Consider the following 25,773-nt stretch of genomic DNA (forward strand, 5'->3'; position numbering starts at 1 on the left):
TCTACTTTCTCTTAAATATCTTTTCTACATCATTTTTGTTAATTTTTATCATCGTCGGTCTGCCATGTGGACAGCTAAATGGATTGTCGCATTTACTCATATCATCAATTAGTTCCTGCATTTCCATTATACTTAGTTTATCTCCGCCTTTAACCGATTTTTTGCAAGATTTCATAATAAGCTTATCAATAACCCTGCTGTTTAAAAAATTAAGGTTTTCATACCTATTTAGAAATTCTTCGTCAAGCTCATCTATAAAAGTTTGAACAAATAGTCTTGCTTCTTCTATATTCATATATTTAGGTATGCCTCTAAATATAAATGTTCTATCTCCAAAGTCATCAAAATCAAAGCCAAGTTTTTTTAGAATTTTAGACCAAATGTCTTCTCTTTCATATATTGAACTAGATACTTCAATTGAAAAAGGAGTTAAAATGCTCTGAGGTGATTGTGTTTTTTTATTATATGCTTCTACCAATCTCTCATAATTAATTCGTTCATGAGCTGCGTGTTGGTCTATAATATATAGATTATCACCTGCGTTAGTTATTATATATGTTTTAAATATATATCCTGCAATCTTCAAATCATTAAAATCAAGAGAATTGAACGAATTATTTAAGTCTTTTTTTATTTGGATAATATTATCAATGTTGTTATTATCATCATTAATATTATCAATATTATTTATATTATCTATAACTTCTTCTTGCTTATAGAATATATTTATATCTTCTTTTAATTCTTCTAAATCTTTCCTTCCTTCTTCCCTTAGTGATACCTTCCTTTTTTCTTTCAGATAATTTTTAATATCAAGCTGATAATCTAAGGTCTTACCTTCTTCTTTTTCATTTACTTTTTTATCATATATAGAAATTTTTGGAATTGATTTTTCAGCTTTCATTGAGCTAGAAATAGCCTTAGAAAGTACATATATAATATCATTTTCATTTATAAATTTAATTTCTTTTTTACTTGGGTGAATATTTATATCGATCAAGCCTGCCGAAATATTTATAAATAATATTGTTACAGGAAAGCCTTTAAAAACCCTATCTCCATATCCATTATCTATTCCCTTATCTATTATTTTACTTGATACGATTCTTCCATTGACAAAGGTTATTTGAGATTTCCTTGTTTTTTTTGTGCTCATTGGGTCACTAATATACCCATTAATACTGATATTTGATAAGTAATCATGAAAATCCACTTTAATCATATCTTTATAATCTTTAAATGGATATATATTTTCAATTGTATTTTTTAAATTCGAATCACCAGCTGTATTAAAAATATCCCTTCCATTATTTATCAGTCTAAATTTTATATTTGAATAATATAGTGCTATTTTTTCTAAAAAATCAATTATCGCAGCTGCTTCAGCACCATCTGATTTCATAAACTTTCTTCTTGCTGGCGTATTATAGAAAATATCTTGAACGATTATACTTGTACCTTTATTAATACCTATTGAGTCATGATATATTTCTTTACCAGCATGGAGTATTAGTTTTGTGCCCAAAATTTCATCATTTGTTTTAGTTAAAATTGTCAGCCTTGAAATTGCAGCAATACTGGTTAAAGCTTCCCCCCTAAAACCTAAGGTGTGGATATTATTTAGATCATCTAAAGAACTTATCTTTCCCGTTGCGTGTCTATAAAAAGCTATACTGACCTCATCTTGGGGAATTCCATCGCCATTGTCGGTTATTCTTATAAATGATTTACCGCCATTTTTTATCTCTATTGTAATTTGACTCGCATTTGCATCTATTGAATTTTCTACTAGCTCTTTTACTATTGAAACAGGTCTTTCTATTACTTCTCCTGCAGCAATCTTATCTGCAATATTCTTATCTAAAATATTAATGGTCATTTTCGCTATATTATATTTCCCCCATATTTTTCATATGATTTATATCATCTGTTTTAACTCATTTAGCTTGTTAAGTGCATCAATTGGAGTTATATTATCTATTTCAATATCGTAAAGTGCATCAATTAATTTGTCATTATTACTCGTCGCATCATCTATTTCATCAAAAAATTTAATCTGCCCCATGTTATTATTTATACCAATTGAAAGACTTGATTTTTCAAGCTCTTTTAACTTCTTTTCAGCCGATATTCTAATTTTTGAAGGAACGCCCGCAATTTTAGCGACATGAATACCATAGCTCTTATTAGCTGGTCCATCAACAATCTTATGTAAAAATACAACATCTTTCCCATTATCTGATACTGCAACAGATAGGTTTTTAACTTTTTTATTCTGAGACTCAAGAAGCGTTAGTTCATGATAATGCGTTGCAAACATCGTCCTTATAGCATCTTCGTTCGTTGAAAGATAATCTGCTACTGCCCACGCTATTGATAATCCATCAAAGGTGCTGGTGCCTCTCCCAACTTCGTCTAAAATAATAAGGCTTTTTCTAGTTGCATTTCTAAGTATGTTTGCCAGTTCGCTCATTTCAACAAAAAAAGTTGATTGTCCATAGCTTAGATTATCTGAAGCCCCTATTCTCGTAAATACTCTGTCTACAATTCCAATTCTTGCATAACTAGCAGGGACATAGGAGCCAATTTGAGCCATTAAAACTATCAGAGCTGTCTGCCTCATATATGTTGATTTACCTGACATATTTGGACCGGTTATAATAAGCATACTCTTATCATATGGTGGCTTATCATCGAGAGAAATTAAGGTATCATTTGGAACAAAAATATTATCTCCTAGTATTTCTTCAATTGACGGATGTCTTCCTTCTTTTATATCAATGATGCCACTATCATCAATAATTGGTTTTATATAATTATTTCTAATTGCGACTTCAGATAGTGAGAGGAGTACATCAATTTCTGCAACAGCCTTGGATGCTTTTTGTAATCTAATGGTATATGGAATGATTTTTTCTCTAATTTCTTGGAAAATCTCATATTCAAGCTTATTTATTTTAGCCTCTGCTGTTATAACCAAAGATTCTTTTTCTTTTAATTCTGGGGTAACATATCTTTCATTATTTACAAGAGTTTGTTTTCTTATATATTCATCAGGAACATTATCAATCTGTGACTTGCTGACATCAATATAATATCCGAAAATCTTATTATATCCCACCTTTAATGTCTTTATTCCAGTCCTCTCCTTTTCGCTGTTTTCTAGGTTTAAAATCCAAGACTTTGCAGACTTAATGGATTCTTTTAGAGAGTCTAATTCTGTAGAATATCCTTCATTAATTATATTCCCCTCTCTTATAGTTACAGGTGGTTCTTCAACTATTGAATTATGAATAAGCTCATATAAATCATCAAAATCATCCAGATTTTCATATATCTCTTTTATAAGCACTGAATCAATTGGCTGTAGAATTTTTTTAATTTCTGGTAGGGCTGAAATGGTTTGTTTTAAAGAAATTAGATCTCTCGCATTTGCCCTTCCCTTTGCAATTTTTGATGTTAGTCTTTGAAAATCATAAATCTTTTTTAACTGATTATTTAATTCTTTCTTTGCTATATTATTATTTATAAGAGACTCTAATGAATTCTGTCTTTTGATTATTTCATCCTTATTAATCAAAGGCTCTCTAATATATCTCTTTAAAAGTCTCTCCCCCATAGAGGTCTTAGTCTTATTTAATACTCCAATAAGAGAACCCTTTGCCTTACCTTCATATATCGTCTCAAGCAATTCCAAATTTCTTACAGTAGATTTATCTAGAATCATATAATCTTTATTATTTCTAATTTCAAGCTGTTTTATATTTGTTAAATCTTGCATCTCTGTTTCTAATATGTATAAAAGCAAAGAACCGCAAGAGCTTATTATCTCATCACGACCATCAAGTCCGATAGGAATAAGCGTATTTACTTTAAACTGCCTTAAAATAATATCCTTACAATTTGAAATTTTATAATAGGAATCGTCAATTATATTGATATATGGCGAAATTAAATTGTTATTTAGATAATCTAATAGTTTGCCCTCTGTATCCTTACTCATAATGAGCTCTCTAGGATTTATAAGTGATATTAACGAAATCAAATTTGCATAATCACTTTTATCAAAGCTCGTGGATATTAATTCACCAGTTGAAATATCAGAATATGTAAAAGAATATTTATTTAAAGCAAAGGAAATAGATCCAATAAAAACATTATCATTTCCATCTATTTCGCTATTTAAATCAACTGTTCCGGGAGTTACTATTCTGACTACTTCTCTTTTTACTATTCCTTTTGATAATTTAGGATCTTCTACCTGCTCACATATGGCTATCTTATATCCCTTGTCGGCAAGTAATTTTAAATATGGTGCCACTGAATGATATGGAACACCACACATTGGTGCTTTTTCTTTAAGACCGCAGGCTCTACCAGTTAATGTAAGCTCAAGTTCTCTAGATACTGTTATTGCATCATCAAAAAATAGCTCATAAAAATCACCTAATCTGAACATTAGCAAGCAGTCTGGGTATTCATTTTTTACAGCAAGATATTGCTGCATCATCGGTGAAAGATTCTTAGTGTCCAAAGGATACTCCTTAAAGTAGTTCATTTTTTAAATTAAATTTGCCATATGTCTAAAAGTTCTTATAAGCTGAGCGGTGTATCCCATTTCATTATCATACCATGAAACAACTCTTACTTCGTAAATATGAGTGCCTGATTTCTGAACCAAGGTCTGGGTAGCATCAAATAGAGAACCATAAGAAGTTCCAATAATATCACTTGAAACAATTTCTTCTTCAGTATATCCGTAGCTTTCATTAGCAAATGATTTCATACATTCATTGATGCCAAGAGCTGTTACTGAGTCCGTCTTATCTTTTAACATAGCGTCTAGTATGGTAATAGAACCTGTTGCTACCGGCACTCTTTGTGCAGACCCAATAAGCTTACCATCAAGCTCAGGTATAACAAGACCAATTGCACTTGCAGCTCCTGTCGTTGTTGGTACTATATTGATAGCAGCAGCTCTTGAACGCCTTAAATTTCCTTTATCAGCAGGTGCGTCGAGTATTTTCTGATTGCCTGTATAAGCGTGTATAGTAGTCATAAATCCAGTTCTAAGCTCTCTATAAGATGCTAAAGCCTTTGCCATGGGTGCAAGGCAATTTGTAGTGCAAGATGCACCAGAGACTATAATATCATCTTTAGTGAGCGTTTCATGGTTAACCCCATAGACTATGGTTTTGATGTCATCTCCAGCAGGTGCAGAAATAAGAACTTTTTTTGCTCCTGCATTTATATGTGCCATAGACTTTTCTTTGCTCGTATAAAAACCCGTACATTCAATTACAATATCAACTTCTAAATCCTTCCAAGGCAGGTTGTTTGCATCTTTTTCTTTGAATATTTTAATCTTATCATTATCAACAATCAAAGTTCCATCTTTGAGGCTTATATCGTGACCGTGATAAGCTCCCTGCGTACTGTCATATTTTAGAAGATATGATAACTGTACTTCATCTGAGAGATCATTTATAGCAACTATATCTACATCATTCATTTCATGAATCTTTCGAAAAGCTAATCTTCCTATTCTTCCAAAACCATTAATTGCCACTTTAATCATAATTTCTCCTATGTTTATTAATCAAAGAACTGCTTTTATCTTATAAATAATATAAAAAACTCTTGGATGCATTTAAATGTTCAAGAGTTTTTGGTAGCGAATATAAAAATTAAAAATCTTCTTCCTGAAGTTTATGTATTAACTTAACCATCGATTTAACATCATTAAAATTTTCAGCTTCAAGATCATCAGGATTGATATTTATATCGTATTCCTCATTGAATTCTTGAACAATCGCTATAATATCAAAAGAATCAAGAATATCATCATCAATAAGCTTATTTTCAGCTTCAAAATCTACATCAGGTCTAATATCTTCTAAAATTTCAATTACTCTTTCGTTCATATTGTCCTCCATTTATTTAATATATTCATATGCCCTTTTGTTGGATAAATTATATCCAAACTTATTATACATTGATAAAGCAGGTATATTATCTATGTCAACCCAGTGAATAAAACCTTTAACTCTATCATAGTAATCGTAATGATATTTATTTATAAGTGAATTTGCAACACCCATACCACGAGCATCTTGGTTAACTAATATATGGTTAATTATAGCATATGATTTGGTAGAACAACAATTTAAAAGACCTAGTATTTTACCTGAATAAGACTTTGCTATATATACTTTATTATTTAGAATTTTATTAATTAATTCATCTTCTGTTGGAATATATGCATAAAGTTTATTGAAAGTATTTTTTATATTATAAAAAATTTCATGTAAGTTTGAGGGATCTGCATATACTATTTCATAATCTTTGCTTTTTGAATTGCTAATTATAACATCTTCAGAAGATAGTAGCATTTGTGCACTATTTCTACCAAGTTTAAATCCCATTGTTTTCACAAAATTAATATCTGAATATATTCTATTTTCTCTTAACTTACTATATGGTAATTCAATTACTGCAGGTTTACATAAATTTATCTTGTTACAATAAGGCTCTTTAATACTATAATAAAAAAATATCCTGTAAAAACTAATTTCATCTTCAGCAATTATTAGAGAATTATTTATAAAAGAGTACATTAGCTTTTTTGAGAGTATTTTTGATAATAATGTATCCCCTATATAATAAAAATTATTTTTATTTAAACCATTTAATTTAGCCTTATTAATTATTTTATTATATGTTTCAATATCATCTATATTTGAAAAAGTTAAAAAATTATTATTCATTACAGTATTTTTTCCTTAAATAATCTCTATCAATTTTACCATTTATACTAATAGGTAATTCTGTTAATTTTATAAATCTATTTGGCCACATATATTTTGGTATGATTTTTTTTATTTCCAATATTATTTCTTTCTTATCAATATTACCAACATAAATACATATTATTAAGTCTTTATCTTCATTAAAAACACAACAAGCTCTATCAATACCTTCTAGAGAATTTAAGGCATTTTCAATTTCTCCTATTTCTACCCTATATCCCCTATGCTTTATTTGGTCATCTTTCCTTGTTAAAAATAATAATTCACCTTTTTCATTATAAACACCGATATCTCCTGTTCTGTAAACAATTTCATTATATTTATTATTAAGAGGGTTTTGAATAAAGGCTTCATTAGATTTTTCTTTATTATTATAATATCCCATGGATACCGAAGTTCCTCTAACATATATTTCTCCAATTTCTCCTGGGTTTGCCTTTTTATTATCTTTAATTAAAAGAATATCTATATTTTTACAAGGATTTCCAATAGGAATATTATCTTTATATGTAAAATTATTGTCTAATATATAATAAGTACAATCAACAGCTGTTTCAGTTGGACCATAAAGGTTGACATATTTTGCTTCTGGAAGATATTTTTTCCATATATTTAAAGCATTTATCGGCAATGCTTCGCCCGCAAATGCTATTGTCTTTAATGTTTTAGGAATTTTAATTTCAAATATTTTTTCATTTGCTGCTATACATAAGGCTGATGTCGCCCATAAAATTGTGTTTATTTTTTTTTCAACTAAATATTCAAATAGTCTACCAGTCATGCCAAAAAATTTTTTAGGGATAATTTCTAGTGTTGCTCCACATTTAATTGTACTATATATATCCTTAACAGAAGCATCAAAAAAAAATGGTGTTTGATTACCAAATACTGTATTTTCATCAAATTTCAACGCTGGTACAATCCATTCAACTAAATCAATTATGTTTTTATGGTTTAAAACAACCCCTTTCGGTACACCTGTTGATCCGGATGTAAAGATTATATATAGAGGATCAGTGTCAATATGTTTATTTCTAATTGTATTTAATATATTATCATCTATTTCATCACTTATTGCTTGATTAAAATTAATAATCTTTCCAGTATATTTAATTGTTTTTAAAATATTCATTCCATTGTCATCTGTTACAACTATAGGAAAATCAAGCACTTCTAAGATTAACTTAATTCTCTTTATAGGCATTTCGTTATCAATTGGAGAGTAAGGATGCCCTGAATAAACAATTCCAAAATATGTGGCTAATGAGTCAATACCTTTTTCCATCAAAACTGCTATAGGCGTATTATCGTTATCAATATTTTTTGATAACGATGTACCTATTTTTTTTGATATATTTATTAATTCTTGATATGAATACTTTCGTTCATTTTCAGAAAAAACTGTTTTATTAGGAAATTTATTCTTACTGCTTTCTAAATATTCTAAAACATTGTATATCATGATACCTCCTCCCATGGAATAAAAATGTAGAAGATTTTTTAGCAACACTAATGAACATAATAAATATATTCGTCTGGATTTTTATTATATTCTTTATATTGGTTTTCTATAAATTCATAGTAAGCTATAGCATTCTCGTACCAATTATCATAGTTTTTATCATTTCTATGATCTATCAAGTCATATTTTTGTTGTATATAATTAGCAAAATATTTAGAAAATTTTTCTACTCCCCAATAATTAAAATGCTCTATATCCATAAAATCTTTTTGTGTATCTAGTCCAATTTCATTAATTTCGCTTAATTTTTCAAATTTTAATAAATCTATATTGTTATCTTCACAAAATTGCTTTGCAGAAAGCAAATAATTAATATCTAATTCTTTTTTAGGCGTAATAACAGCCTGAATTTTTATATTTCTTTTTTTACATTCTTTGACAATTCTTTTATAGTATTCTATTTGCGGATTGTTTTTATTTTTATTATTAACTACAAGGTTTTCTGACCATGATTGCGACTTAGTTGTAAAATATGAAGCAACTCCTTTTTCGTAACCAGAATAATATCTTGATATTGAATTATCTCTTGAATATATCCATCTATCATGATATCTGAGAAGCGGGAACAACCAACTAGATTTATAATTACTCCTTTTTATTACATCTACAAAATATTTTCGTTTTAAATCTTTATCAGGGAAAGTATCAAGAAAAAGTCTGTATCCTACTTCCCATTGTTCATCATCTGGACTTCTTTTATCTGAAATTCCGGAAAGATCAAGAACTATTAATTTAGGAGTTTGAAATTTAATTGCATACATAAATAGATAATATATCGAAATGGGATTTGTTGTTTGAGCACCTAAATTAAAGCTTGTAATACCGGATTCCAAAAAAACTGCATTCGGATTAATTCCATCTTGAATTGAACTTGTTCCTAAATATAACACATCAATTTTATTTTTATCTTCTTTTTCATAATATGAATATCTCTTGGTATAAAATTCATCATAATTATATTTAAATATTAAAAAATAACTAAAAAAACACCAAAGACAAATAAAAATAAAAATAAAAACTATTGATTTTATAATAATTGTTTTATTTTTCAAGTTTATCTCTCCTAAAACCCCTGATATATAAAGCGTGCAGCATAACCTATACCATATTTACCAAATATTATTATTGAAAAAATACCGATAAAATATAATGTCCATCTAAATACGATGTCTTGTTTTGATATATATTCTCTAATTTGAATATTATTTTCATGAAGAATATCAATTATAATCCATAAAATCATTGCTAAAAATAAAATTGTAAAGTCGTAAATTCCAATTCCTCCAATTTCTAGGATAGATGGTCTTATTATTACCCACGGATCAAATCTTTTTAATGTATTTTTAATCAATTTTAATGCAATATTAAAACTGTCAGCTCTTGTCATATACCTTCCCACAGTAACAAGAAATATAGTTCTAGCAGTTTGAAAAATCCTCCATGAAATTAAATCATCAGTTATTTTAAGTTTTGATTTTATTTTTATATAATTTTTTTCAAATAAAGTGCCCGAAGAAACAAAAAAAGCATTATATATTCCATAAAATATATATTTCCATGATGCTCCATGCCATATACCTACACACAAAAAAACTATAAAAGAAGCAATAACTGCTGGCAATATTTTCCCCACTTGATTTCCAAAAATACTTCGTGATTTTTTGCCTAATTTATTAAATTTTTTTGATAAGGCAAGAGGATAGAATAGATAATCTCTCATCCAAGTACCAAGCGTTATATGCCATCTTTGCCAGTAGTCTGCAATACTTTTTGCCATAAACGGTTGCTTAAAATTTTCTTCCATTTTAATGCCTAGTATTTCAGATGTTCCTATTATAATGTCTATTCCACCTGAAAAATCAGCATATATTTGAAATCCATATAAGAAAGCTGCAAAAAATATAATGAATCCTGAATAGTTATCAGGATTGTTAAAAATAGCATCTACAATAATAGTTGCCCTTTCGGCTATAATAAGTTTTTTGAAATACCCAAAAAGCATCCTTTGAATTCCAAATTTAGCTCTTTTATAATCCCATTGGTGAGTATCATAAAGTTGATTTGCTAGTTGATTATATCTGGATATTGGTCCTTGTATGATTTGAGGGAAATATGAAACAAAAAGAGCAAACTTAAAAATATCTTTATCTGCTTTAATTTTACCTCTGTATACATCAATAATATATCCAATGGATTGGAATGTATAAAAAGAAATTCCTAGTGGTAATAACAAGTTAGGTGTAGCAATGTTTTTATTAAGATTGTTATGTGCAAATATATGATTTATTTGTTCAACGATAAATCCGCTGTATTTTAATACTGCCAATATTCCAAGATTAAATATAATAAATATTGAAAGTATAATTCTCTTTTTTGTTCTATTATCAACTTTTAATTGTTTTAATTTATGTTTTTCAAATTTATCTTTATTTTCCTTAATAAAACATTCATATTTTTTTTGAGTCTTTTCCAATAAAATTCCAGCTATGAATGTTGAAATAGTAGTAATTATTAAAAATGGTAAAGTTTTTAAACCACCACAAAAAATATAAAATAAGTAACTGGCAATAAGTAAACATACCCATTGCCTGTTCTTTAAGATGGTAAAATAAAATAATACAATAACTATAAGGAAAATAATAAAGTAAGTGGAAAATAGAGACATTATTGCTCCTTAGTTTATTTAGAATTATATTCCGCTATACCTAGTTTTATAAGTTCACAAGCACGCTTCATATCCTTTGGATTAAGAACATAAGCAAGCCTTATTTCCTTTTTACCCTTACCCTCGCTTGCATAAAAGCCTGCACATGGAGCAAACATTGTAGTTTCATTATTGTCTCTAAATTCTTTTAACATAAACATGAGAAAATCTTCTGCATCATCTACCGGTAGCTCAGCACTTAAATAAAATGCTCCCTTAGGTTTAACGCATACAACATCAGGAATTTGACTAATTTCTTCGTAAGCAGCATCTCTTCTAGCTTCATATTCATCTCTGGCTTCTTCATAATATGAGTGTGGAAGTTCAAAGAGTGCTGTAGCACCAACTTGGTCAATAGTAGGTATACATAGTCTTCCTTGGCAGAATTTAAGAACACTTTGCATAAATTCTTCATTATGCGAGGCAATAAATCCAACCCTCGCTCCGCAAGCAGAATATCTTTTGGAGACTGAATCTATAACAATCAATCTATCTTTAATCCTTTCAATAGATGCAAAAGTCATAGCCTTCTTTCCATCATATACAAATTCACGATATACCTCATCTGCAATTATCCATAAATCGTGTTTGATGGCAAAATCAGCAATAAATTCCATTTCATCTTCAGATAGAACATATCCAGTAGGATTATTAGGATTTATTATACATATAGCCTTAGTTTTATCGGAAATAGCATCTTCTAAAAGTTCTTCTTTTGCATAATTATACCCATCATCAGGTCCAGTTGTAACAGGTTTAATCTTTCCGCCACTTGTACTTATAAATGTTGAATAATTTGTATAATAAGGCTCAGGCATAAGCACTTCATCATCAGGATTTAATATGCAGGCAAACATAATTGTTATAGCTTCGCTTCCACCCATGGTAGTTATTATCTCATCGGGTTTAAAATTTACGCTGAACTCATTTTTAAAATACTTAGAAATAGCCTCTCTTAATGCAGAATCCCCCTGAGATTCCTGATATGCTATAACGCTTTCATCAAAATTCTTTATCTTATCAAGAAATACATCAGGTGTTTTAACATCGGGCTGTCCTATATTTAATTTATATACCTTAACTCCGCTCTTTGCAGCTTCTGCTGCTATTGGATTAAATCTTCTAATCGGTGAAAATTGAAGCGAACTTGCAATCTTGCTTACTTCCATTTTTAATTCCTCCCTTATAATATTAAAATCATCAGTTTATTATACCATTCTGAAGTACTAAGAACATCATTAAAATAAAATTATATATTTATTAAATATGCGTGGTCCAAAGGTCCATCACCTTTTCCAATATCAAACTTGGCGGAAATTGCACCCGTAAGATAGTCTTTTGCTTTTTCTACTGAATCTTCAAGATTTAGCCCCTTAGCCAAATTAGCGGTAATAGCACTTGATAGCGTACATCCTGTTCCATGTGTATTATGATTATCTATTTTTTTCATATAATACCATCTTCCTACACCATTAGAAATATCATACAGGTAATCATTTGCAAACTCTTTTCCATGACCGCCTTTTATCAATATTGAAGACTTATATTTATTTGCAATGATGAAGGCAGATTTTTCTATATCATATTTTGAATTAATCTCTATTTTCTCACCAATTAAATTTAATATCTCCCTTGTTTCGGGAATATTAGGTGTAATTAATGAGCTAATTGGAAATAATTTATCTATAATTAGTTTAAATGTTTCATTCTGATTAAGAGTTGTTCCTGTTGTTGATGAAAAAATTGGATCTAAAACAATATTATCTACCTTATATTTGATTAATTCTTCAAGAATTACACCAACAAGGCCTTTGGATTTAATCATTCCAATCTTAACTGCCTTGGGATATAAGTCAGATAAGACAGCTTCTAGCTGGGCTTTTATAAATTTTGGCGATATTTCATATATCTCTTTAATTCCCAAGGTGTTTTGTGCAGTAAGTGAGGTGATAACAGAAGTTGGAAAAACTCCATTCATGCTCATAGTCTTAATGTCTGCCTGTATACCTGCACCAGCACCGCTGTCACTACCTGCAATTGTTAGAGTAATAGGTTTCTTCATCTTATTTTTCTTTCTTTTGTAAAATCATATTATCTAATCTTCTTCTTAAATTCTTAGTAGCATAGTTTATATCTTCTTCTGAAAATATTGCACTAATCACCGCTACTCCAGATATATTGCTATAGGTAAGTTCTTTTATATTATTTGAATCAATACCTCCTATAGCAATTACAGGAATGGATACGCTATTACAAATATCTTTTAAAATGTCAACTGAGATATGCCTTGCATTATCTTTCGTTAAAGTTCCAAATATATCGCCGACGCCAAGATAATCTGCACCATTCTCTTCGGCAATCTTAGCTTCATTTACATTTGAAGCGGATATTCCAATTATTAATTCATCTTTGATATCCTTCCATTTTTCAGATTTTTTTAAATCAGCTTGCCCTAGGTGAACTCCATCAGCAGAGATAGCCTTAGCAACCTCAATATTGTCATTAATAATGAGTGGAATGTTATATTGGTTGCAAATTTTCTTAATTGATATAGCTTCTTTTAAAAAATCATTGTAATTAATATCTTTCTCGCGAAGTTGAAGCATTGTTATCCCAGCTTTTATAGATATTTCTACCTGCTCTTCTAAGGTCATCACAGGTTTTCTCTTATTACCATTTTTTGTAATTGATAGCCATCTTCTGTCTGTTATGGCATATAGAAGCAAGTTCTCTTTTTTTAAAATTTTCTTTTTTGCTTTCATAAAAATATTTGTCCCTATTTACCTTAGATTGTTTAGATTATCATGGGAAATTTCAACTAATTTTATTATTTCTTCTTCATAATTTGTTATAGTTTCTTTATTTTTTTCAAAATATGATAGATATTCTATATTACCTTTTGTTCCCTTTATAGGTGAAAAGGTTATTCCTTGCAAGTTTAAATCCTGCTCTTTTGCATAATTTATAACTTTTTTAATTACATCAATATGTGTTTTTTGGGATTTTACAATTCCGCCTTTTCCAACTTCTTCCCTGCCTGCTTCAAATTGTGGTTTAATAAGAGATACTACCTTGCCATCTTCTTTTAAAATATCTTTACATACTGGAAACATATGCTTAGTTGAAATAAAGCTCACATCTATAGATATAAAATCAACAGGCTCTTTTATCAAACTTCTATCCAAATATCTTATATTTGTCTTTTCAATATTAATAACTCTATTATCAACTCGAAGTTTATATGCAAGCTGTCCATATCCAACATCTATAGAATATACTTTTTTAGCTCCATGCTGTAACATACAATCCGTAAAACCACCGGTTGACGCACCCATATCAACGCATATTAATTCTTCTAAATTTAAATCAAAGGTATTAATTGCTTTTTCTAATTTTAAACCACCCCTGCCAACATATGGACAAGGGTCACCTTTTACAAGAATATCCGAATCAATATCATATTTAATACCAGCTTTATCAGCTAATTGTCCGTCAACGAAAACTTTGCCGGACATAATTATTCTTTTGGCCTTATCCCGCGATTCAGAAAACCCATTGTTTACAAGCAATATATCTAGTCTTTCCTTCATTATTTTTGAAATACCTCTAATATCTTATCTGTAATTTTTTCTGGTGACATTCCACAAGAGTCTAGCTGTTCATCAACAGTTCCTTGTTTAATAAATGCATCTGGAAGATTGAAATTAAGAATCTCCTTGTTTAAATTATTGTTCTTAGAAATAAATTTTTCAGCAAAACCCCCATTAAAAATCCCATCTTCTATTATCGCAAGAAGCTTAGTATTTGAATCTTTCTCAAATTCTGATAAGGAAAAATCATATGGCTTAACTATATTTATCAAGACAATTCCTGCGTTAATATCATATTTGCTAAGTAAATCCCTTACTTTTATAGCAATAGAAATCATTGTCCCAACAGCATAAATTGTAATATCTTCACCTTTTTGAATCCTATTATTTTTGCCGTTGAAAGGTAGTTTTAAATCATTGCTCTCTCCTCTTGGATATCTTATTGAAACTGGTGTACTACATTCATTAATTGCATAATCGAGCATTTCTTCAAGCTGCGAAGCGGATGCAGGAGTTAAAATAGTCATATTTGGAATCATATTCATATATGAAATATCGAACTGTCCCTGATGTGTTTCACCATCAGCACCAACTAATCCTGCTCTATCTATTGCAAAAATTATATGCAGATTATGAAGTGCCACATCTTCAATAAGCTGATCAAATGCTCTTTGAAGAAAAGACGAATATATGGCAATAACCGGTATGTATCCATTTATCGCCATTCCTGCTCCAAATATTACCGCGTGTTGCTCTGCTATTCCGACATCAAAATATCTATGTGGAAATTTTTCGTAAAATTTGCCAAGTCCTGTTGCTGTACCCATGGCTGCGGCAACTGCTACCACCTTATCATTTTTATCAGCAATCTCTGTAATTTTATCTCCAAAAATGGCAGAATATGTAGGTAAATTACTTTTTTTTATGCTCTCACCCGTATACTTATCAAAAGGCCCTATTCCATGAAATTTTCTTGGATATTTTTCAGACCATTCATATCCCTTCCCCTTTTTTGTAATGACATGAACAATTGTTGGACCATCAATTTTATTCGCATTGTTAAAAGCTCTAATTAATTGTTTATAATCATGTCCATCAACTGGCCCTATATATTTTATTCCCAGATCTTCAAATAAAATCCCCTGATTGGTTAAAAGGCTAAATTTCACCTTATCTCTTGACCTCGTCAAACCGCCGGCAATTTTTTTACCTATAAAAGGTATTTCTGGAAGTTTATTTTTCATAGACTCCTTCGCATTAAGATATTTTTTTGATGTGCTTAAATTCAAAAGATGACTTGATAATCCACCGACATTTTTTGAAATAGACATTCCATTGTCATTTAAAATTATTCTAATTTTTTTACCTGATGAGCCAATATTATTTAATGCTTCAAAAGAAATACCACCGGTCATTGACCCATCGCCAATTACACTGATAACCTCATAATCTTTCCCCGAAAGATCCCTTGCTGTAGCTATTCCAAGACCTGCACTTAATGAAGTGCTACTATGTCCTGTATCATATATATCATGGTTACTTTCTTCTCTTTTTGGAAATCCTGATAGCCCATCTTTTTTTCGTAGATTTTTAAAATCACCTGCTCTTCCAGTTAGTATCTTATGTACATATGCCTGATGTCCAACATCATATATAATCCTATCTTTAGGTGAGTTATAGACCCTATGTATTGATACGATTAGTTCAACAGCTCCGAGATTTGATGATAGGTGACCTCCTGTATTGCTAACATTATCTATTAAAAAACTCCTTATCTTTTTTGATAAGTTATAAAGATCTGAAATATTTGATTTTTTAATTTTTTTTATTAAATCAGGGCCTTCTAAATTAAATTCTGACATTTATTACTTCCTTATTTTGTTTGAAAAGATTCAAATAAATCCTATTTTGTTCTTTTTTCTAATTTAACCAAAAGTGTTCTAAAAAAGTCAGCTCTTTCATCATATTTTGAAATAGCACTTAGTCCAAGTTCCGTTGACTTTTTGAGATGCTTTTTTGCCTCAGCAATTCCATGTAAATTAACATAATTTGTTTTATCATCTCTTGCATCTTTACCTATTGTTTTTCCAAGTTCTTCAGATGTACTTGTAATATCTAAAATGTCATCAACTATCTGAAATGAGACTCCAAGCTGATAAGCATAATCATCAAAATCATTAATAATATCTTCATCAGCTCCTGCTAGATTTAAACCTGAAATTATAGACGCCTGCAAAAGTCTTGCAGTTTTACCTTCATTAATAAATTTAATAATTTCATCATCACATTTATTTTGAAGATTTGATACATCGGCAACCTGCCCTGCTATCATTCCATATATTCCTGAATTCTTTGTTATTTGATATATAGCCTTGATATGATTACGAATTTTATCAATATCATGTAACTCCATAATATTTTTCATCATAATTTCAAAAGCTGTATTTAACAAAGCATCTCCTGTCAAGATTGCAATATCCTCTCCAAACATCTTATGGCTAGTAGGCTTACCCCTTCTTAAATCGTCATTATCCATTGCTGGTAAATCATCGTGTATTAGAGAGTATGTATGGATATATTCGATTGCACAGGCATAAGGCAATGCTTCATCAATATTTCCATTTGCAAAATCGCATGATGCCAAGAGAAGAACAGGTCTAATTCTTTTCCCTCCAGCCAAAAGGCTATATTCCATGGCTTCTCTTAGTATTGCAACCTTAGAATCTATGCTTGGAATATATTTAATTAAATTTTCATCAATTATTTTTTTATATTCATTATAATTTTTCATTTTTTCACCAAAATTATTAATTTATTATTCATTTTCTGCTCTATAAATTTCTATTTTTTGCTCAGCATTATTTAAAATATCTTCGCAAAACTTAGCTTCTTTCATTCCTTCGTCAAAGAGTTTAAGGCTATCCTCTAAACTTGTAGACTGCTTTCCTATTTCATTTGCATTATTTTTTAATATCTCTAAGGACTCTAAAAATGTTTTTTCTTTTTCAGGCATATTACTCATCATCATTCTCCTCTTTTGAAATAGCTCTTACATCAAAATTTCCATCCTGAATTACTACATTATACTCTTCACCTATGTCAATTTGATTAATATTTGATATGGTATTTCCATTTTTATTTCTAACTAGCGAATATCCCTTTGAAAGAATATTTAATGGATTATTTTCATTTAAATATAGCTCTGCTTTTTCAAGCTTAGATCTTTCATTTTGCAATTTAACATTTATATTGCTATATAATAGCTCTGTTAAGCTTTGAAATAAGCTTCTTTCATATTTAATTTTTGTTATTATATTTTCATTAATATATTTTTTTAAATTGGTTATATCTTCTTTTAGTTCAAAAGTGTTCATTACCGCCATTTCACCTGCTCCCGTTGGAGTATTTGCCCTTGCATCGGAAACAAAGTCCGCTATGGTAAAATCTGTTTCATGTCCAACTGCTGATATTATTGGAATTTTAGATGTAAAAATTGCCCTAGCCAAATTTTCATCATTAAAACAGGATAGATCTTCAGCTGAACCCCCGCCTCTTCCAACAATTAATGTATCTATCTTAATTTTATTATTTTTATTAAGCATATTTGCAAGCATTATAGCATCTATTATGCTTTTAGGAGCATTTTTCCCCTGAACTATAGCATCAAAGATTAATATGTTTACATAATCATTTTTATATGTGATAGATTTTTTTATGTCTTCTACAGCTGCTCCATTTGCAGCAGTTATTACTCCTATGCACTTAGGAAAAGATGGTATTTCTTTTTTATATTTTATGTCAAAAAGACCTTCATATTCTAATTTTCTTTTTAATTTTTCAAATGCTTCTTGCTCAGAACCTTTACCTTTTTCTTCTACATGGTTAATATTTAAAGAATAGGTACCATTCTTAGCATATGGACTAATGGAGCCTACCGCTATAATGCTTTTGCCATTTTCAATTATATTTTCATCAATTAAATATCTTTGAGATTCCCATATTGTGCAGCTTATCTTGCTTTCACTATCAATTAGGTCAAAATATAAATGTCTACCTGCTCTTTTGCGAAATCCCGATATTTCTCCAATAATTACAAGTTTAGAAAGGTTAATGTCCTTCCTTAACTTATCCGAAATATATTTATTTAATGTTGATACTGTTATTGGTTTCATTTGTTTTTATTTGCAAGCCATGCAACTCCTATGGCATTATCACCCGAAAGTCCTTTCTCCGGAAAAATTACTTTAAATGGTGAATTATCTATTTCTATCATCTGCCTCATCATATATCTAATAAAATTGCTCTCGGATACTCCTCCGCACATATAGATTTGCCTTATACCTATTTTATTATATATCTCTTCCGATATTCGATATAGTAGGTCAGTTATGAGATAAAATAATAGTGGAATATTTTTAATATCAAGTGTTTTTTTCATCTGAGTTTCAAGTCCTGATAAATTAAAAAACCCATCATTAAGCTTAATATATGACAATTTTTCTTTCCTTATGTCAACATCATCTAAAATATTTATATGATTTAGTGCATATTCATCTAGATATTTACCGGAAGGAAAATTAAAATTTAAATTTACACCTATTCTATCAAAGAGCTGTCCAATGCTTATATCCTTGCTCCCGCCTATTATTTTAGTATCATAATGCAAAATATTTTCTTCATTTTTATACAGGCTAAATTTCAAAACCTCTGATGTACCACCCGATAGATGCATTATCGCCGACGGAAAGCTTATACTATCCATATAATTATGGACAGATGCTTCTATATGCCCTTCTTGATGTGAATATTCATAAATAGGTATATTAAGTGCTGAAGATAAAACCCTTGCAATATTATATCCTGCCATAAATACAGGCATATATGAATCAGGCATATTTCTTGGTATTTTAGATACACCAATTTTTCCTATTTTATAATTTGAATATTTAATTGCTTCATCAATAAAAATAGGCAATTTACTATTGTGCATAAAAAAAGCTGTTTGCTGCCTAAGTCCTAAACTTCCCTTTTTTACATCAAGAAATTCCGACCTAGAATAAACAAGCTTATCATCTTCATCAACAAGTGCAATTGATGTTTTATAATTAGATGTATCTATCCCAAGAGTATAATTATTCAATATCTTCTCCAATTTTTCTTAATATCGCATTTATAAAAGCGAAAGATCTTTCATTTCCATATTTTTTTGCAATATCGACAGCCTCATTTATTGATACAGCAATAGGAATCTCTTTCACATATATCATCTCAGCAACTGCTGTTCTTAAAATTGCAAGATCCGTCTTTGATATTCTATTAATAGTCCAACCTGAGGTATGTTCTTCAATAATTTTGTCTATATCCAAATGGTGATCCTTTATAAGCTGAAAGATCTCTATTGCTCTTTTATTATTAATTATTTTTTTATCTTCTTCAATTATGTCAAGCTTTTCATAGTCGAAAATACCATGAGCTTCCATTTGAAAAATAACACGCATTATCTTTTCTCTTAAAATCTTTTTTTCCATATTATTCCCTTACTCATATATGACTCCATCCACTGTTATGTCAATAGAAAGTATTTTTAATCCTATCTCAGATTCAATAAATTCTTTAACTCTCTGCTGTATTTCATAACAAAGCTGTGGTATATTGCTCCCATAATAAATCAAAATATGTAACTCAATTTGAATGCCTTGGTCAAAATTTGTTATCTTTATCCCTGTAAATTTTGTGCTGTCTTCAGTAACAAACCTCTTAAGAATAATATTTCTCTTAATATTTAAGCTATATATACCATTTATCTTTGGAATTTCTTTTAAAATAAATTTAATTATCTTTTCTTCTCTATATTTATTTAAAATTTGAGCTTTAGGCATTTTTCATATCACCATCGATGAGTTCAATTTTAACTTTTTCTATCCTATGGTCCTTTACTTCTAAGATTGAAAATTTATAATTATCGCTCTTTATCGGCTCATAATTTCCCCCATCCTTAGGTACTTCTCCCATTAAATCAATAATATATCCACCTATGGTTTCACTTGTTGAAGACTCTAAAGATATTCCAATTTCTTCATTTAAATCATCAAGATAGACATTTCCATCAACGATAAATATATTATCGCTAATCTTTTTTATAACCCTATCAACCTCATCAAATTCATCATCTATATCTCCTACTATCTGCTCAATTAAATCTTCAAGAGTTACAATTCCACTAAAACCGCCATATTCATCTATCAATATCGCCATATGCTGTTTTTTCTTCTGTAATTCGACAAAAAGAGTATCAATATTTTTTGTTTCAGGTATAAAATGTGGCTCTCTAAGTATTTTCTTTATATCAACATTTTCAATTCCTTTGTCTAAAGCTGTAAGTAGATAGTCTTTAATATGCATTATCCCGATAATATTGTCTGAATCACCGTCATAAACTGGAATTCTTGAGTATTTCATCTCCATGAGTTCTTTTAAATACTCATCAATATTGTCCTCAATATCTATCATAAAAACATCTGTTCTAGGTGTCATTATTTCATATGCGAGGAGATCATCGAACTCAAAGATGCTGTCTATCATCTTATTGGCTTCTTCTTTCAGCTCTCCAACCTCAGTGCTTCTATCTATTAGAGATTTAATCCTATCTTCTGAAAATGAGGCATCATCTATATCGGTATCCTTTCTTAAAATTATAAGAAAGATATTAGATAGTAATATCGATAATTTAACAAATGGCCAACCTATAATGCATATTATCTTTTGAAAATAAATCAAAAGAATAGCACATTTATCGCTAACTTGTACTGCTAGTCTTGCTGGTAAAAACTCCGATATTATAAGCCAAATTAATATAAATAAGGCATTAAATAAGAATAGATGTTTATTATCATATGAATTTAATAAATATATATTTAAGATAAGAAAGTTAATTACAAGAAGTATATTGCTAATTACAGTATTAGCAAATCTGTATTTATTAGGATTTTCTGTAAGTCTTAGAACCAGATCAATCCTTTTAGAGTTACAAGGCTCAGATGCTTTCATTTCCTTTACTGCACTTCTATCGATAAAATCTAAAGCCTTCCCTGATGCAACAATGAATGTGTGAATTATAATATTTAATATAATTAGTATAAAAAATATATATGTTTGCCAGTCACTTATGTCAGAATTCATTTATTTAGCAATCTCCTTTTTTCTCATAATAAAACCTGCATTTACTTTATTTTTAAACTTTATTTTTAAAATCTGCTTTGGATGAGGTGCTGAATCTATCAATTTATTCTTATCATCATACATCTCATCAATAACCTCTTCGACGAAGTAAACTCCCTTGCCATATAAGGCTTTCATTTCTGATGGTGGACCGAAGATTTCTATTTCATCTCCATTTACCATTTTATTCCTCTGTTCAACTGTAGCATAACCGGTTTTTTCATCATACTCTTTTATAATACCTATAAAAGTATAATCTCGAACATAGTCACTTGTATCATAGGTTGAATCATCAGAGCTTGGCTTATTAAAATAAAATCCATGGGAAAATTCTCTATGACTTGCCTTAGAAAGTTCAGTGAGCCATTTATAATCAAATTTATAATCTTTGGGGTTTTCAAGATATGAATCAATAGCATATCTATAAGCTGAAACTACAGTAGCTACATAATATGCACTTTTATTTCTCCCCTCAATTTTAAAGGAACTAATTCCTGCGTTAATCATCTCTGGGATCGAATCGATCATACATAGGTCTTTAGAGTTTAAAATATATGTTCCTCTAGAGTCTTCTTCAATAGGATAATATTCATTTGGTCTTTCTTCTTCTACCAGCCTATACTTCCATCTACATGGATGAGTACAAGCACCCTTATTTGCATCTCTACCTGTCATAAAATTGCTAAGCAGGCACCTTCCCGAATATGACATACACATTGCTCCATGTGCAAATGACTCGATAATAATATCCTTAGGAATATTCTCTCTAAAGGTTTTTATTTCATCAATACTCATTTCTCTTGCTGTAACAATCCTTGATACTCCATTATCTATCCAAAATCTAGCTGATAGATAGTTTGTGGTGTTCGCTTGGGTGCTTAGATGAATTTCAGCATCTCCCAATATCTCTTTTATCAACATCAAAATGCCCGCATCAGAAATAATAAATGCGTCAATAGGTATATGTTTAATAGATTTTAAATAATTAGATAGAGATTCAATGTCATAATTATGTGCGTAGATATTTAAGGTTAAATATCCCTTGCAATTATTTGTATGGAGAAAATCTATTCCTTCTTCTATCTCTTCTATTGTAAAATTACCAGCAGCTGCTCTAAGGCTGAAATTCCCACCAAAATATACGGCATCAGCTCCATATTTTACAGCTGTCTTTAATTTTTCAAGGTCGCCCGCAGGGGCTAACAATTCAATCATTTAATCTCCGATTCAATTTAATATTGATATAAGCAATCCATCTCCACAGCTTACAAGTGATGATGTAATATTAGCCTTAGAATTTATATAGTCTATAAATTCTTTCATCCTTTTTATATTGGTCCTATGCCTTCTTCTAGCATCGAATTTATTATCGGCAATAGATCCTTTTAGCAAAACATTGTCACAGATTATTAAAGCATTTTTATCACATAGCTCAATTGATTTGTCAAAAATCTCCTTATACCTGCTCTTTGCTCCATCAATAAAGACCATGTCATACTTATAATGTTCCATATTATCACATCTAGGATACCTAAGCTCATCTAATACTGTCAGTGCATCGCCAAAAATGCACTTTATTCTATCATTTACTCCAATCTGCTTAATATTTTCTCTTGCTATTTTATATAATTCATTATTTTTTTCTATAGTATGAATCTCAGCATTCGTAGTTATTGAAGCAAAGAATGAGGCTGAATAACCATATGCAGTTCCAATTTCTAGTATCTTACTTGGTTTTTTCATCCTAATAAGAATTTGTAAAAAAGACTCGGTTTCTCTAAGTATAAGAGGAATATTATCTTCTTCACATTTTTTTCTTAGTTTATCAAGCTTTATATTTAGAGGCATATAAAATTTGTTAATATATTCAGTAACCTTCTCATCAGTAATATACATTTAGTTCTTTTTCTCTCTAGCCTTAGTATATGACTCTTTATTCTTTTCAAAATCCGATATATCTTTTGAAAATTCTGAGCTACCGTCAAGCTTTCCACTTAAAACAAAGTATAGATAATCTGTTTTTTCAGGATTTAATGCAGCCTCAATTGATTTTTTACCTGGAGAACAGACTGGGCCTGCCGGTAAACCCTTATGTATATATGTATTATAAGGTGAATCAAATTGAGTGTCTTCTATGCTTAAATCCTCTTTATGTGGAAGTCCAGCTAAGCTCTGAGCATATTGAACGCTAGAACATAGCTGAAGTGGCATATCTATTTTTAGCCTATTGTAAATAACACTAGCGATCTTACCTCTATCCTCATCTATTCCCGCTTCCCGTTCAATAAGCGAAGCTATTATCATTATCTCATTTAAATTATATCCGAGCTTTTTCGCCTTTTCTTCATTCTCCTTGGTAAAGAATTTTGATGTTTCAGAGAGCATTGACTCGACAATCTGCTGAGATGTTGCATTAACTGCCACATGATATGTCAGTGGATATAAGTACCCCTCTAGGTGATTATCTCCTGATTGAGCATTATTTAAAAATTTAAAGTTTTTGTCATAAGATTTAGATCTAACTGCTTTTAAGAAATCATCTTTTCTTACAATCTTATTTTTGTCAAGCCTATCAGCAATTTGTAAGATACTAAAGCCTTCAGGAATCGTGAATATCTTAGCTTCTACCTTTCCATCTGCAATTTTTTTCGCTATAATCCTCGGCCTCATAGCTGGTGAAATAGCATATGTTCCTGCCTGATATTTTCCATCGAACCTATAAATTCTTGAAATAATCTTAAAGCTTTTTTTACTTGATATTACGCCCTCCTTGTAAAGAGCACTGGCAATATCATCTGTAGAATATCCCTTTTCTATACTTATCGTTTTAAATGATTCATCATTTTTATCCTTAGGTTTATTTAAATAAGATAGAGAACCGAAGAATATTGCAAGAATTATAAGTATGAATAAAATAATTTTCGTTGCGATTTTTATAGATTTTTTCATGCGGATAAGCTCCTTTAAAATTTTTATACGACTATTCTTTAGATCTGCCTAGGTACTCACCCTTCCTAGTATCAATTTGGATTTTTTCTCCTTCTTCTATAAAAATAGGCACCTGAATAACTGTTCCCGTTTCAACCGTAGCAGGCTTTGTAACATTTGTTGCTGTATCTCCCTTGATGCCTGGCTCAGTTTCAATAACCTTAAGATCGACAAAATTAGGTGCTTGCACATCAAAAGCCATTCCATCATAAAATCTTATTGTAGCCATATCATTTTCACGAATATATTTTATTGCTTCAGATACCTTTGATGCGTCAAGAGGTACCTGTTCATAGGTAGTATTATCCATGAAATAGTATAATTCACCATCGTTGTATAGATATTGCATGGTCTTTGTATCAATCTGTGCATTGTCAAATTTGTCATTTGGATTAAAAGCTTCTTCTCTTGTTGCACCCGTTATAATATTTTTGTACTTAGTTCTAACAAATGCAGCTCCTTTTCCCGGTTTTACATGCTGAAAGTCGATAACAACATGGGGTTCCCCATTTATTACAAATGTTATTCCTTTTCTAAAATCACCTGCTGTAATCATATTATTTTACCTCTTTTCCTTTATAAATATTATTAACTATTAAATAATTCATTTGGATTAAAATCTATGGCTTCAGATATAATTTCATATACATCCTTCATCATCATAGAAAATCTTGCCTGTGCTTCAATATATTTTATAGCAATGGGTTTTCCTTGAAGCATGGTCATAACTCCCTGCATTTGGCTCATCATTTCGCTCTGATTAATCTCTCCAGAAATAATTTTAGCCTGCATTTCAACTTGCATCTTATTGAAATTATTTATCATCTCATTTAGTTCAGCATCGTCTTTAATTACTTCTTTAATATCATGAAGCTCCTTATATTCGTTGCTAAGCTTAATAGCACGAGATAAGTTATGAGCTTCTTCATAAACATTCATCTA

Annotated in this window: 25 protein-coding genes; all 25 read right to left on the minus strand. The window is 29.9% G+C overall.

Features of this window, described 5'->3' with window-relative positions:
* Window position 1: 1 nt before the first annotated feature.
* Window positions 2–1,879: a DNA mismatch repair endonuclease MutL gene (mutL, locus tag BQ5371_RS06150; protein ID WP_071132979.1), complete on the minus strand. Its 1,878-nt coding sequence runs from the start codon at window positions 1,877–1,879 to the stop codon at window positions 2–4.
* 39 nt (window positions 1,880–1,918) lie between these two features.
* Window positions 1,919–4,534 carry a DNA mismatch repair protein MutS gene (gene mutS / locus BQ5371_RS06155; protein ID WP_071132980.1) on the minus strand — a complete coding sequence of 872 codons (2,616 nt, stop codon included), beginning with the start codon at window positions 4,532–4,534 and terminating at the stop codon, window positions 1,919–1,921.
* Between the two features lie 27 nt (window positions 4,535–4,561).
* A complete protein-coding gene (gene gap / locus BQ5371_RS06160; RefSeq protein WP_071132981.1) occupies window positions 4,562–5,578 on the minus strand; it encodes a type I glyceraldehyde-3-phosphate dehydrogenase in 1,017 nt (338 codons plus the stop codon).
* A gap of 109 nt (window positions 5,579–5,687) precedes the next feature.
* Window positions 5,688–5,924 carry a phosphopantetheine-binding protein gene (locus BQ5371_RS06165; protein ID WP_071132982.1) on the minus strand — a complete coding sequence of 79 codons (237 nt, stop codon included), beginning with the start codon at window positions 5,922–5,924 and terminating at the stop codon, window positions 5,688–5,690.
* Window positions 5,925–5,936: 12 nt separating this feature from the next.
* Window positions 5,937–6,767: a GNAT family N-acetyltransferase gene (locus BQ5371_RS06170; RefSeq protein ID WP_071132983.1), complete on the minus strand. Its 831-nt coding sequence runs from the start codon at window positions 6,765–6,767 to the stop codon at window positions 5,937–5,939.
* Window positions 6,760–8,271 carry an amino acid adenylation domain-containing protein gene (locus BQ5371_RS06175; protein WP_071132984.1) on the minus strand — a complete coding sequence of 504 codons (1,512 nt, stop codon included), beginning with the start codon at window positions 8,269–8,271 and terminating at the stop codon, window positions 6,760–6,762. The genes BQ5371_RS06170 and BQ5371_RS06175 overlap by 8 nt, the downstream gene beginning before the upstream one ends.
* A 47-nt stretch (window positions 8,272–8,318) precedes the next feature.
* Window positions 8,319–9,383 carry a hypothetical protein gene (locus BQ5371_RS06180; protein ID WP_071132985.1) on the minus strand — a complete coding sequence of 355 codons (1,065 nt, stop codon included), beginning with the start codon at window positions 9,381–9,383 and terminating at the stop codon, window positions 8,319–8,321.
* An 11-nt stretch (window positions 9,384–9,394) separates the two neighbouring features.
* A complete protein-coding gene (locus BQ5371_RS06185; RefSeq protein ID WP_071132986.1) occupies window positions 9,395–10,996 on the minus strand; it encodes an MBOAT family O-acyltransferase in 1,602 nt (533 codons plus the stop codon).
* 14 nt (window positions 10,997–11,010) lie between these two features.
* Entirely contained in the window at window positions 11,011–12,204 is a 1,194-nt protein-coding gene (locus BQ5371_RS06190) for a pyridoxal phosphate-dependent aminotransferase (protein WP_071132987.1), read from the minus strand.
* An 80-nt stretch (window positions 12,205–12,284) separates the two neighbouring features.
* On the minus strand, window positions 12,285–13,097 hold the full coding sequence (thiD, locus tag BQ5371_RS06195; RefSeq protein ID WP_071132988.1) for a bifunctional hydroxymethylpyrimidine kinase/phosphomethylpyrimidine kinase: 813 nt from the start codon (window positions 13,095–13,097) through the stop codon (window positions 12,285–12,287).
* A gap of 1 nt (window position 13,098) precedes the next feature.
* Complete coding sequence (thiE, locus tag BQ5371_RS06200; protein WP_071132989.1) at window positions 13,099–13,797, minus strand: thiamine phosphate synthase; 699 nt, start codon at window positions 13,795–13,797, stop codon at window positions 13,099–13,101.
* Between the two features lie 18 nt (window positions 13,798–13,815).
* On the minus strand, window positions 13,816–14,625 hold the full coding sequence (locus BQ5371_RS06205; protein ID WP_071132990.1) for a TlyA family RNA methyltransferase: 810 nt from the start codon (window positions 14,623–14,625) through the stop codon (window positions 13,816–13,818).
* Complete coding sequence (dxs, locus tag BQ5371_RS06210) at window positions 14,625–16,487, minus strand: 1-deoxy-D-xylulose-5-phosphate synthase (RefSeq protein ID WP_071132991.1); 1,863 nt, start codon at window positions 16,485–16,487, stop codon at window positions 14,625–14,627. Before dxs ends, BQ5371_RS06205 begins: the two co-directional genes overlap by 1 nt.
* A 41-nt stretch (window positions 16,488–16,528) precedes the next feature.
* The gene (locus tag BQ5371_RS06215) at window positions 16,529–17,416 is read right to left on the minus strand and encodes a polyprenyl synthetase family protein (RefSeq protein ID WP_071132992.1); all 888 of its coding nucleotides are present in this window, start codon (window positions 17,414–17,416) and stop codon (window positions 16,529–16,531) included.
* Between the two features lie 24 nt (window positions 17,417–17,440).
* Window positions 17,441–17,650, minus strand: a complete 210-nt coding sequence (gene xseB, locus BQ5371_RS06220; RefSeq protein WP_205408036.1) for an exodeoxyribonuclease VII small subunit — start codon at window positions 17,648–17,650, stop codon at window positions 17,441–17,443.
* On the minus strand, window positions 17,640–18,797 hold the full coding sequence (xseA, locus tag BQ5371_RS06225; protein ID WP_071132993.1) for an exodeoxyribonuclease VII large subunit: 1,158 nt from the start codon (window positions 18,795–18,797) through the stop codon (window positions 17,640–17,642). Before xseA ends, xseB begins: the two co-directional genes overlap by 11 nt.
* Window positions 18,794–19,765: a tRNA (adenosine(37)-N6)-threonylcarbamoyltransferase complex transferase subunit TsaD gene (locus BQ5371_RS06230; protein ID WP_071132994.1), complete on the minus strand. Its 972-nt coding sequence runs from the start codon at window positions 19,763–19,765 to the stop codon at window positions 18,794–18,796. Before BQ5371_RS06230 ends, xseA begins: the two co-directional genes overlap by 4 nt.
* Window positions 19,758–20,153: a transcription antitermination factor NusB gene (nusB, locus tag BQ5371_RS06235; protein WP_071132995.1), complete on the minus strand. Its 396-nt coding sequence runs from the start codon at window positions 20,151–20,153 to the stop codon at window positions 19,758–19,760. Before nusB ends, BQ5371_RS06230 begins: the two co-directional genes overlap by 8 nt.
* A 9-nt stretch (window positions 20,154–20,162) precedes the next feature.
* Window positions 20,163–20,504 (minus strand): Asp23/Gls24 family envelope stress response protein, encoded by a 342-nt coding sequence (locus tag BQ5371_RS06240; protein ID WP_071132996.1) that lies wholly within the window; start codon window positions 20,502–20,504, stop codon window positions 20,163–20,165.
* Window positions 20,497–21,804, minus strand: coding sequence for a hemolysin family protein (locus tag BQ5371_RS06245; protein WP_071132997.1), 1,308 nt, complete (start codon window positions 21,802–21,804; stop codon window positions 20,497–20,499). Before BQ5371_RS06245 ends, BQ5371_RS06240 begins: the two co-directional genes overlap by 8 nt.
* Window positions 21,805–23,058 (minus strand): peptidase U32 family protein, encoded by a 1,254-nt coding sequence (locus BQ5371_RS06250; protein ID WP_071132998.1) that lies wholly within the window; start codon window positions 23,056–23,058, stop codon window positions 21,805–21,807.
* Between the two features lie 12 nt (window positions 23,059–23,070).
* On the minus strand, window positions 23,071–23,739 hold the full coding sequence (locus tag BQ5371_RS06255; RefSeq protein ID WP_071132999.1) for an O-methyltransferase: 669 nt from the start codon (window positions 23,737–23,739) through the stop codon (window positions 23,071–23,073).
* Window positions 23,740–24,792, minus strand: a complete 1,053-nt coding sequence (mltG, locus tag BQ5371_RS06260) for an endolytic transglycosylase MltG (protein WP_071133000.1) — start codon at window positions 24,790–24,792, stop codon at window positions 23,740–23,742.
* A gap of 31 nt (window positions 24,793–24,823) precedes the next feature.
* On the minus strand, window positions 24,824–25,387 hold the full coding sequence (efp, locus tag BQ5371_RS06265; protein ID WP_071133001.1) for an elongation factor P: 564 nt from the start codon (window positions 25,385–25,387) through the stop codon (window positions 24,824–24,826).
* A gap of 32 nt (window positions 25,388–25,419) precedes the next feature.
* Window positions 25,420–25,770 (minus strand): YlbF family regulator, encoded by a 351-nt coding sequence (locus BQ5371_RS06270; protein ID WP_071133002.1) that lies wholly within the window; start codon window positions 25,768–25,770, stop codon window positions 25,420–25,422.
* Between the last annotated feature and the right edge of the window lie 3 nt (window positions 25,771–25,773).

It is taken from the genome of Alterileibacterium massiliense (assembly GCF_900104645.1).
In the GTDB taxonomy this organism is placed as follows: domain Bacteria; phylum Bacillota; class Clostridia; order Peptostreptococcales; family Anaerovoracaceae; genus Alterileibacterium; species Alterileibacterium massiliense.

Coding starts and splice junctions, on each gene's coding strand:
- mutL (WP_071132979.1), bottom strand. CDS start 1,879: ATGACCATTAATATTTTAGATAAGAATATTGCAGATAAGATTGCTGCA.
- gap (WP_071132981.1), bottom strand. CDS start 5,578: ATGATTAAAGTGGCAATTAATGGTTTTGGAAGAATAGGAAGATTAGCT.
- BQ5371_RS06165 (WP_071132982.1), bottom strand. CDS start 5,924: ATGAACGAAAGAGTAATTGAAATTTTAGAAGATATTAGACCTGATGTA.
- BQ5371_RS06170 (WP_071132983.1), bottom strand. CDS start 6,767: ATGAATAATAATTTTTTAACTTTTTCAAATATAGATGATATTGAAACA.
- BQ5371_RS06175 (WP_071132984.1), bottom strand. CDS start 8,271: ATGATATACAATGTTTTAGAATATTTAGAAAGCAGTAAGAATAAATTT.
- BQ5371_RS06185 (WP_071132986.1), bottom strand. CDS start 10,996: ATGTCTCTATTTTCCACTTACTTTATTATTTTCCTTATAGTTATTGTA.
- BQ5371_RS06190 (WP_071132987.1), bottom strand. CDS start 12,204: ATGGAAGTAAGCAAGATTGCAAGTTCGCTTCAATTTTCACCGATTAGA.
- thiD (WP_071132988.1), bottom strand. CDS start 13,097: ATGAAGAAACCTATTACTCTAACAATTGCAGGTAGTGACAGCGGTGCT.
- thiE (WP_071132989.1), bottom strand. CDS start 13,797: ATGAAAGCAAAAAAGAAAATTTTAAAAAAAGAGAACTTGCTTCTATAT.
- BQ5371_RS06205 (WP_071132990.1), bottom strand. CDS start 14,625: ATGAAGGAAAGACTAGATATATTGCTTGTAAACAATGGGTTTTCTGAA.
- dxs (WP_071132991.1), bottom strand. CDS start 16,487: ATGTCAGAATTTAATTTAGAAGGCCCTGATTTAATAAAAAAAATTAAA.
- BQ5371_RS06215 (WP_071132992.1), bottom strand. CDS start 17,416: ATGAAAAATTATAATGAATATAAAAAAATAATTGATGAAAATTTAATT.
- xseB (WP_205408036.1), bottom strand. CDS start 17,650: ATGATGAGTAATATGCCTGAAAAAGAAAAAACATTTTTAGAGTCCTTA.
- xseA (WP_071132993.1), bottom strand. CDS start 18,797: ATGAAACCAATAACAGTATCAACATTAAATAAATATATTTCGGATAAG.
- nusB (WP_071132995.1), bottom strand. CDS start 20,153: ATGGAAAAAAAGATTTTAAGAGAAAAGATAATGCGTGTTATTTTTCAA.
- BQ5371_RS06240 (WP_071132996.1), bottom strand. CDS start 20,504: ATGCCTAAAGCTCAAATTTTAAATAAATATAGAGAAGAAAAGATAATT.
- BQ5371_RS06245 (WP_071132997.1), bottom strand. CDS start 21,804: ATGAATTCTGACATAAGTGACTGGCAAACATATATATTTTTTATACTA.
- BQ5371_RS06250 (WP_071132998.1), bottom strand. CDS start 23,058: ATGATTGAATTGTTAGCCCCTGCGGGCGACCTTGAAAAATTAAAGACA.
- BQ5371_RS06255 (WP_071132999.1), bottom strand. CDS start 23,739: ATGTATATTACTGATGAGAAGGTTACTGAATATATTAACAAATTTTAT.
- mltG (WP_071133000.1), bottom strand. CDS start 24,792: ATGAAAAAATCTATAAAAATCGCAACGAAAATTATTTTATTCATACTT.
- efp (WP_071133001.1), bottom strand. CDS start 25,387: ATGATTACAGCAGGTGATTTTAGAAAAGGAATAACATTTGTAATAAAT.
- BQ5371_RS06270 (WP_071133002.1), bottom strand. CDS start 25,770: ATGAATGTTTATGAAGAAGCTCATAACTTATCTCGTGCTATTAAGCTT.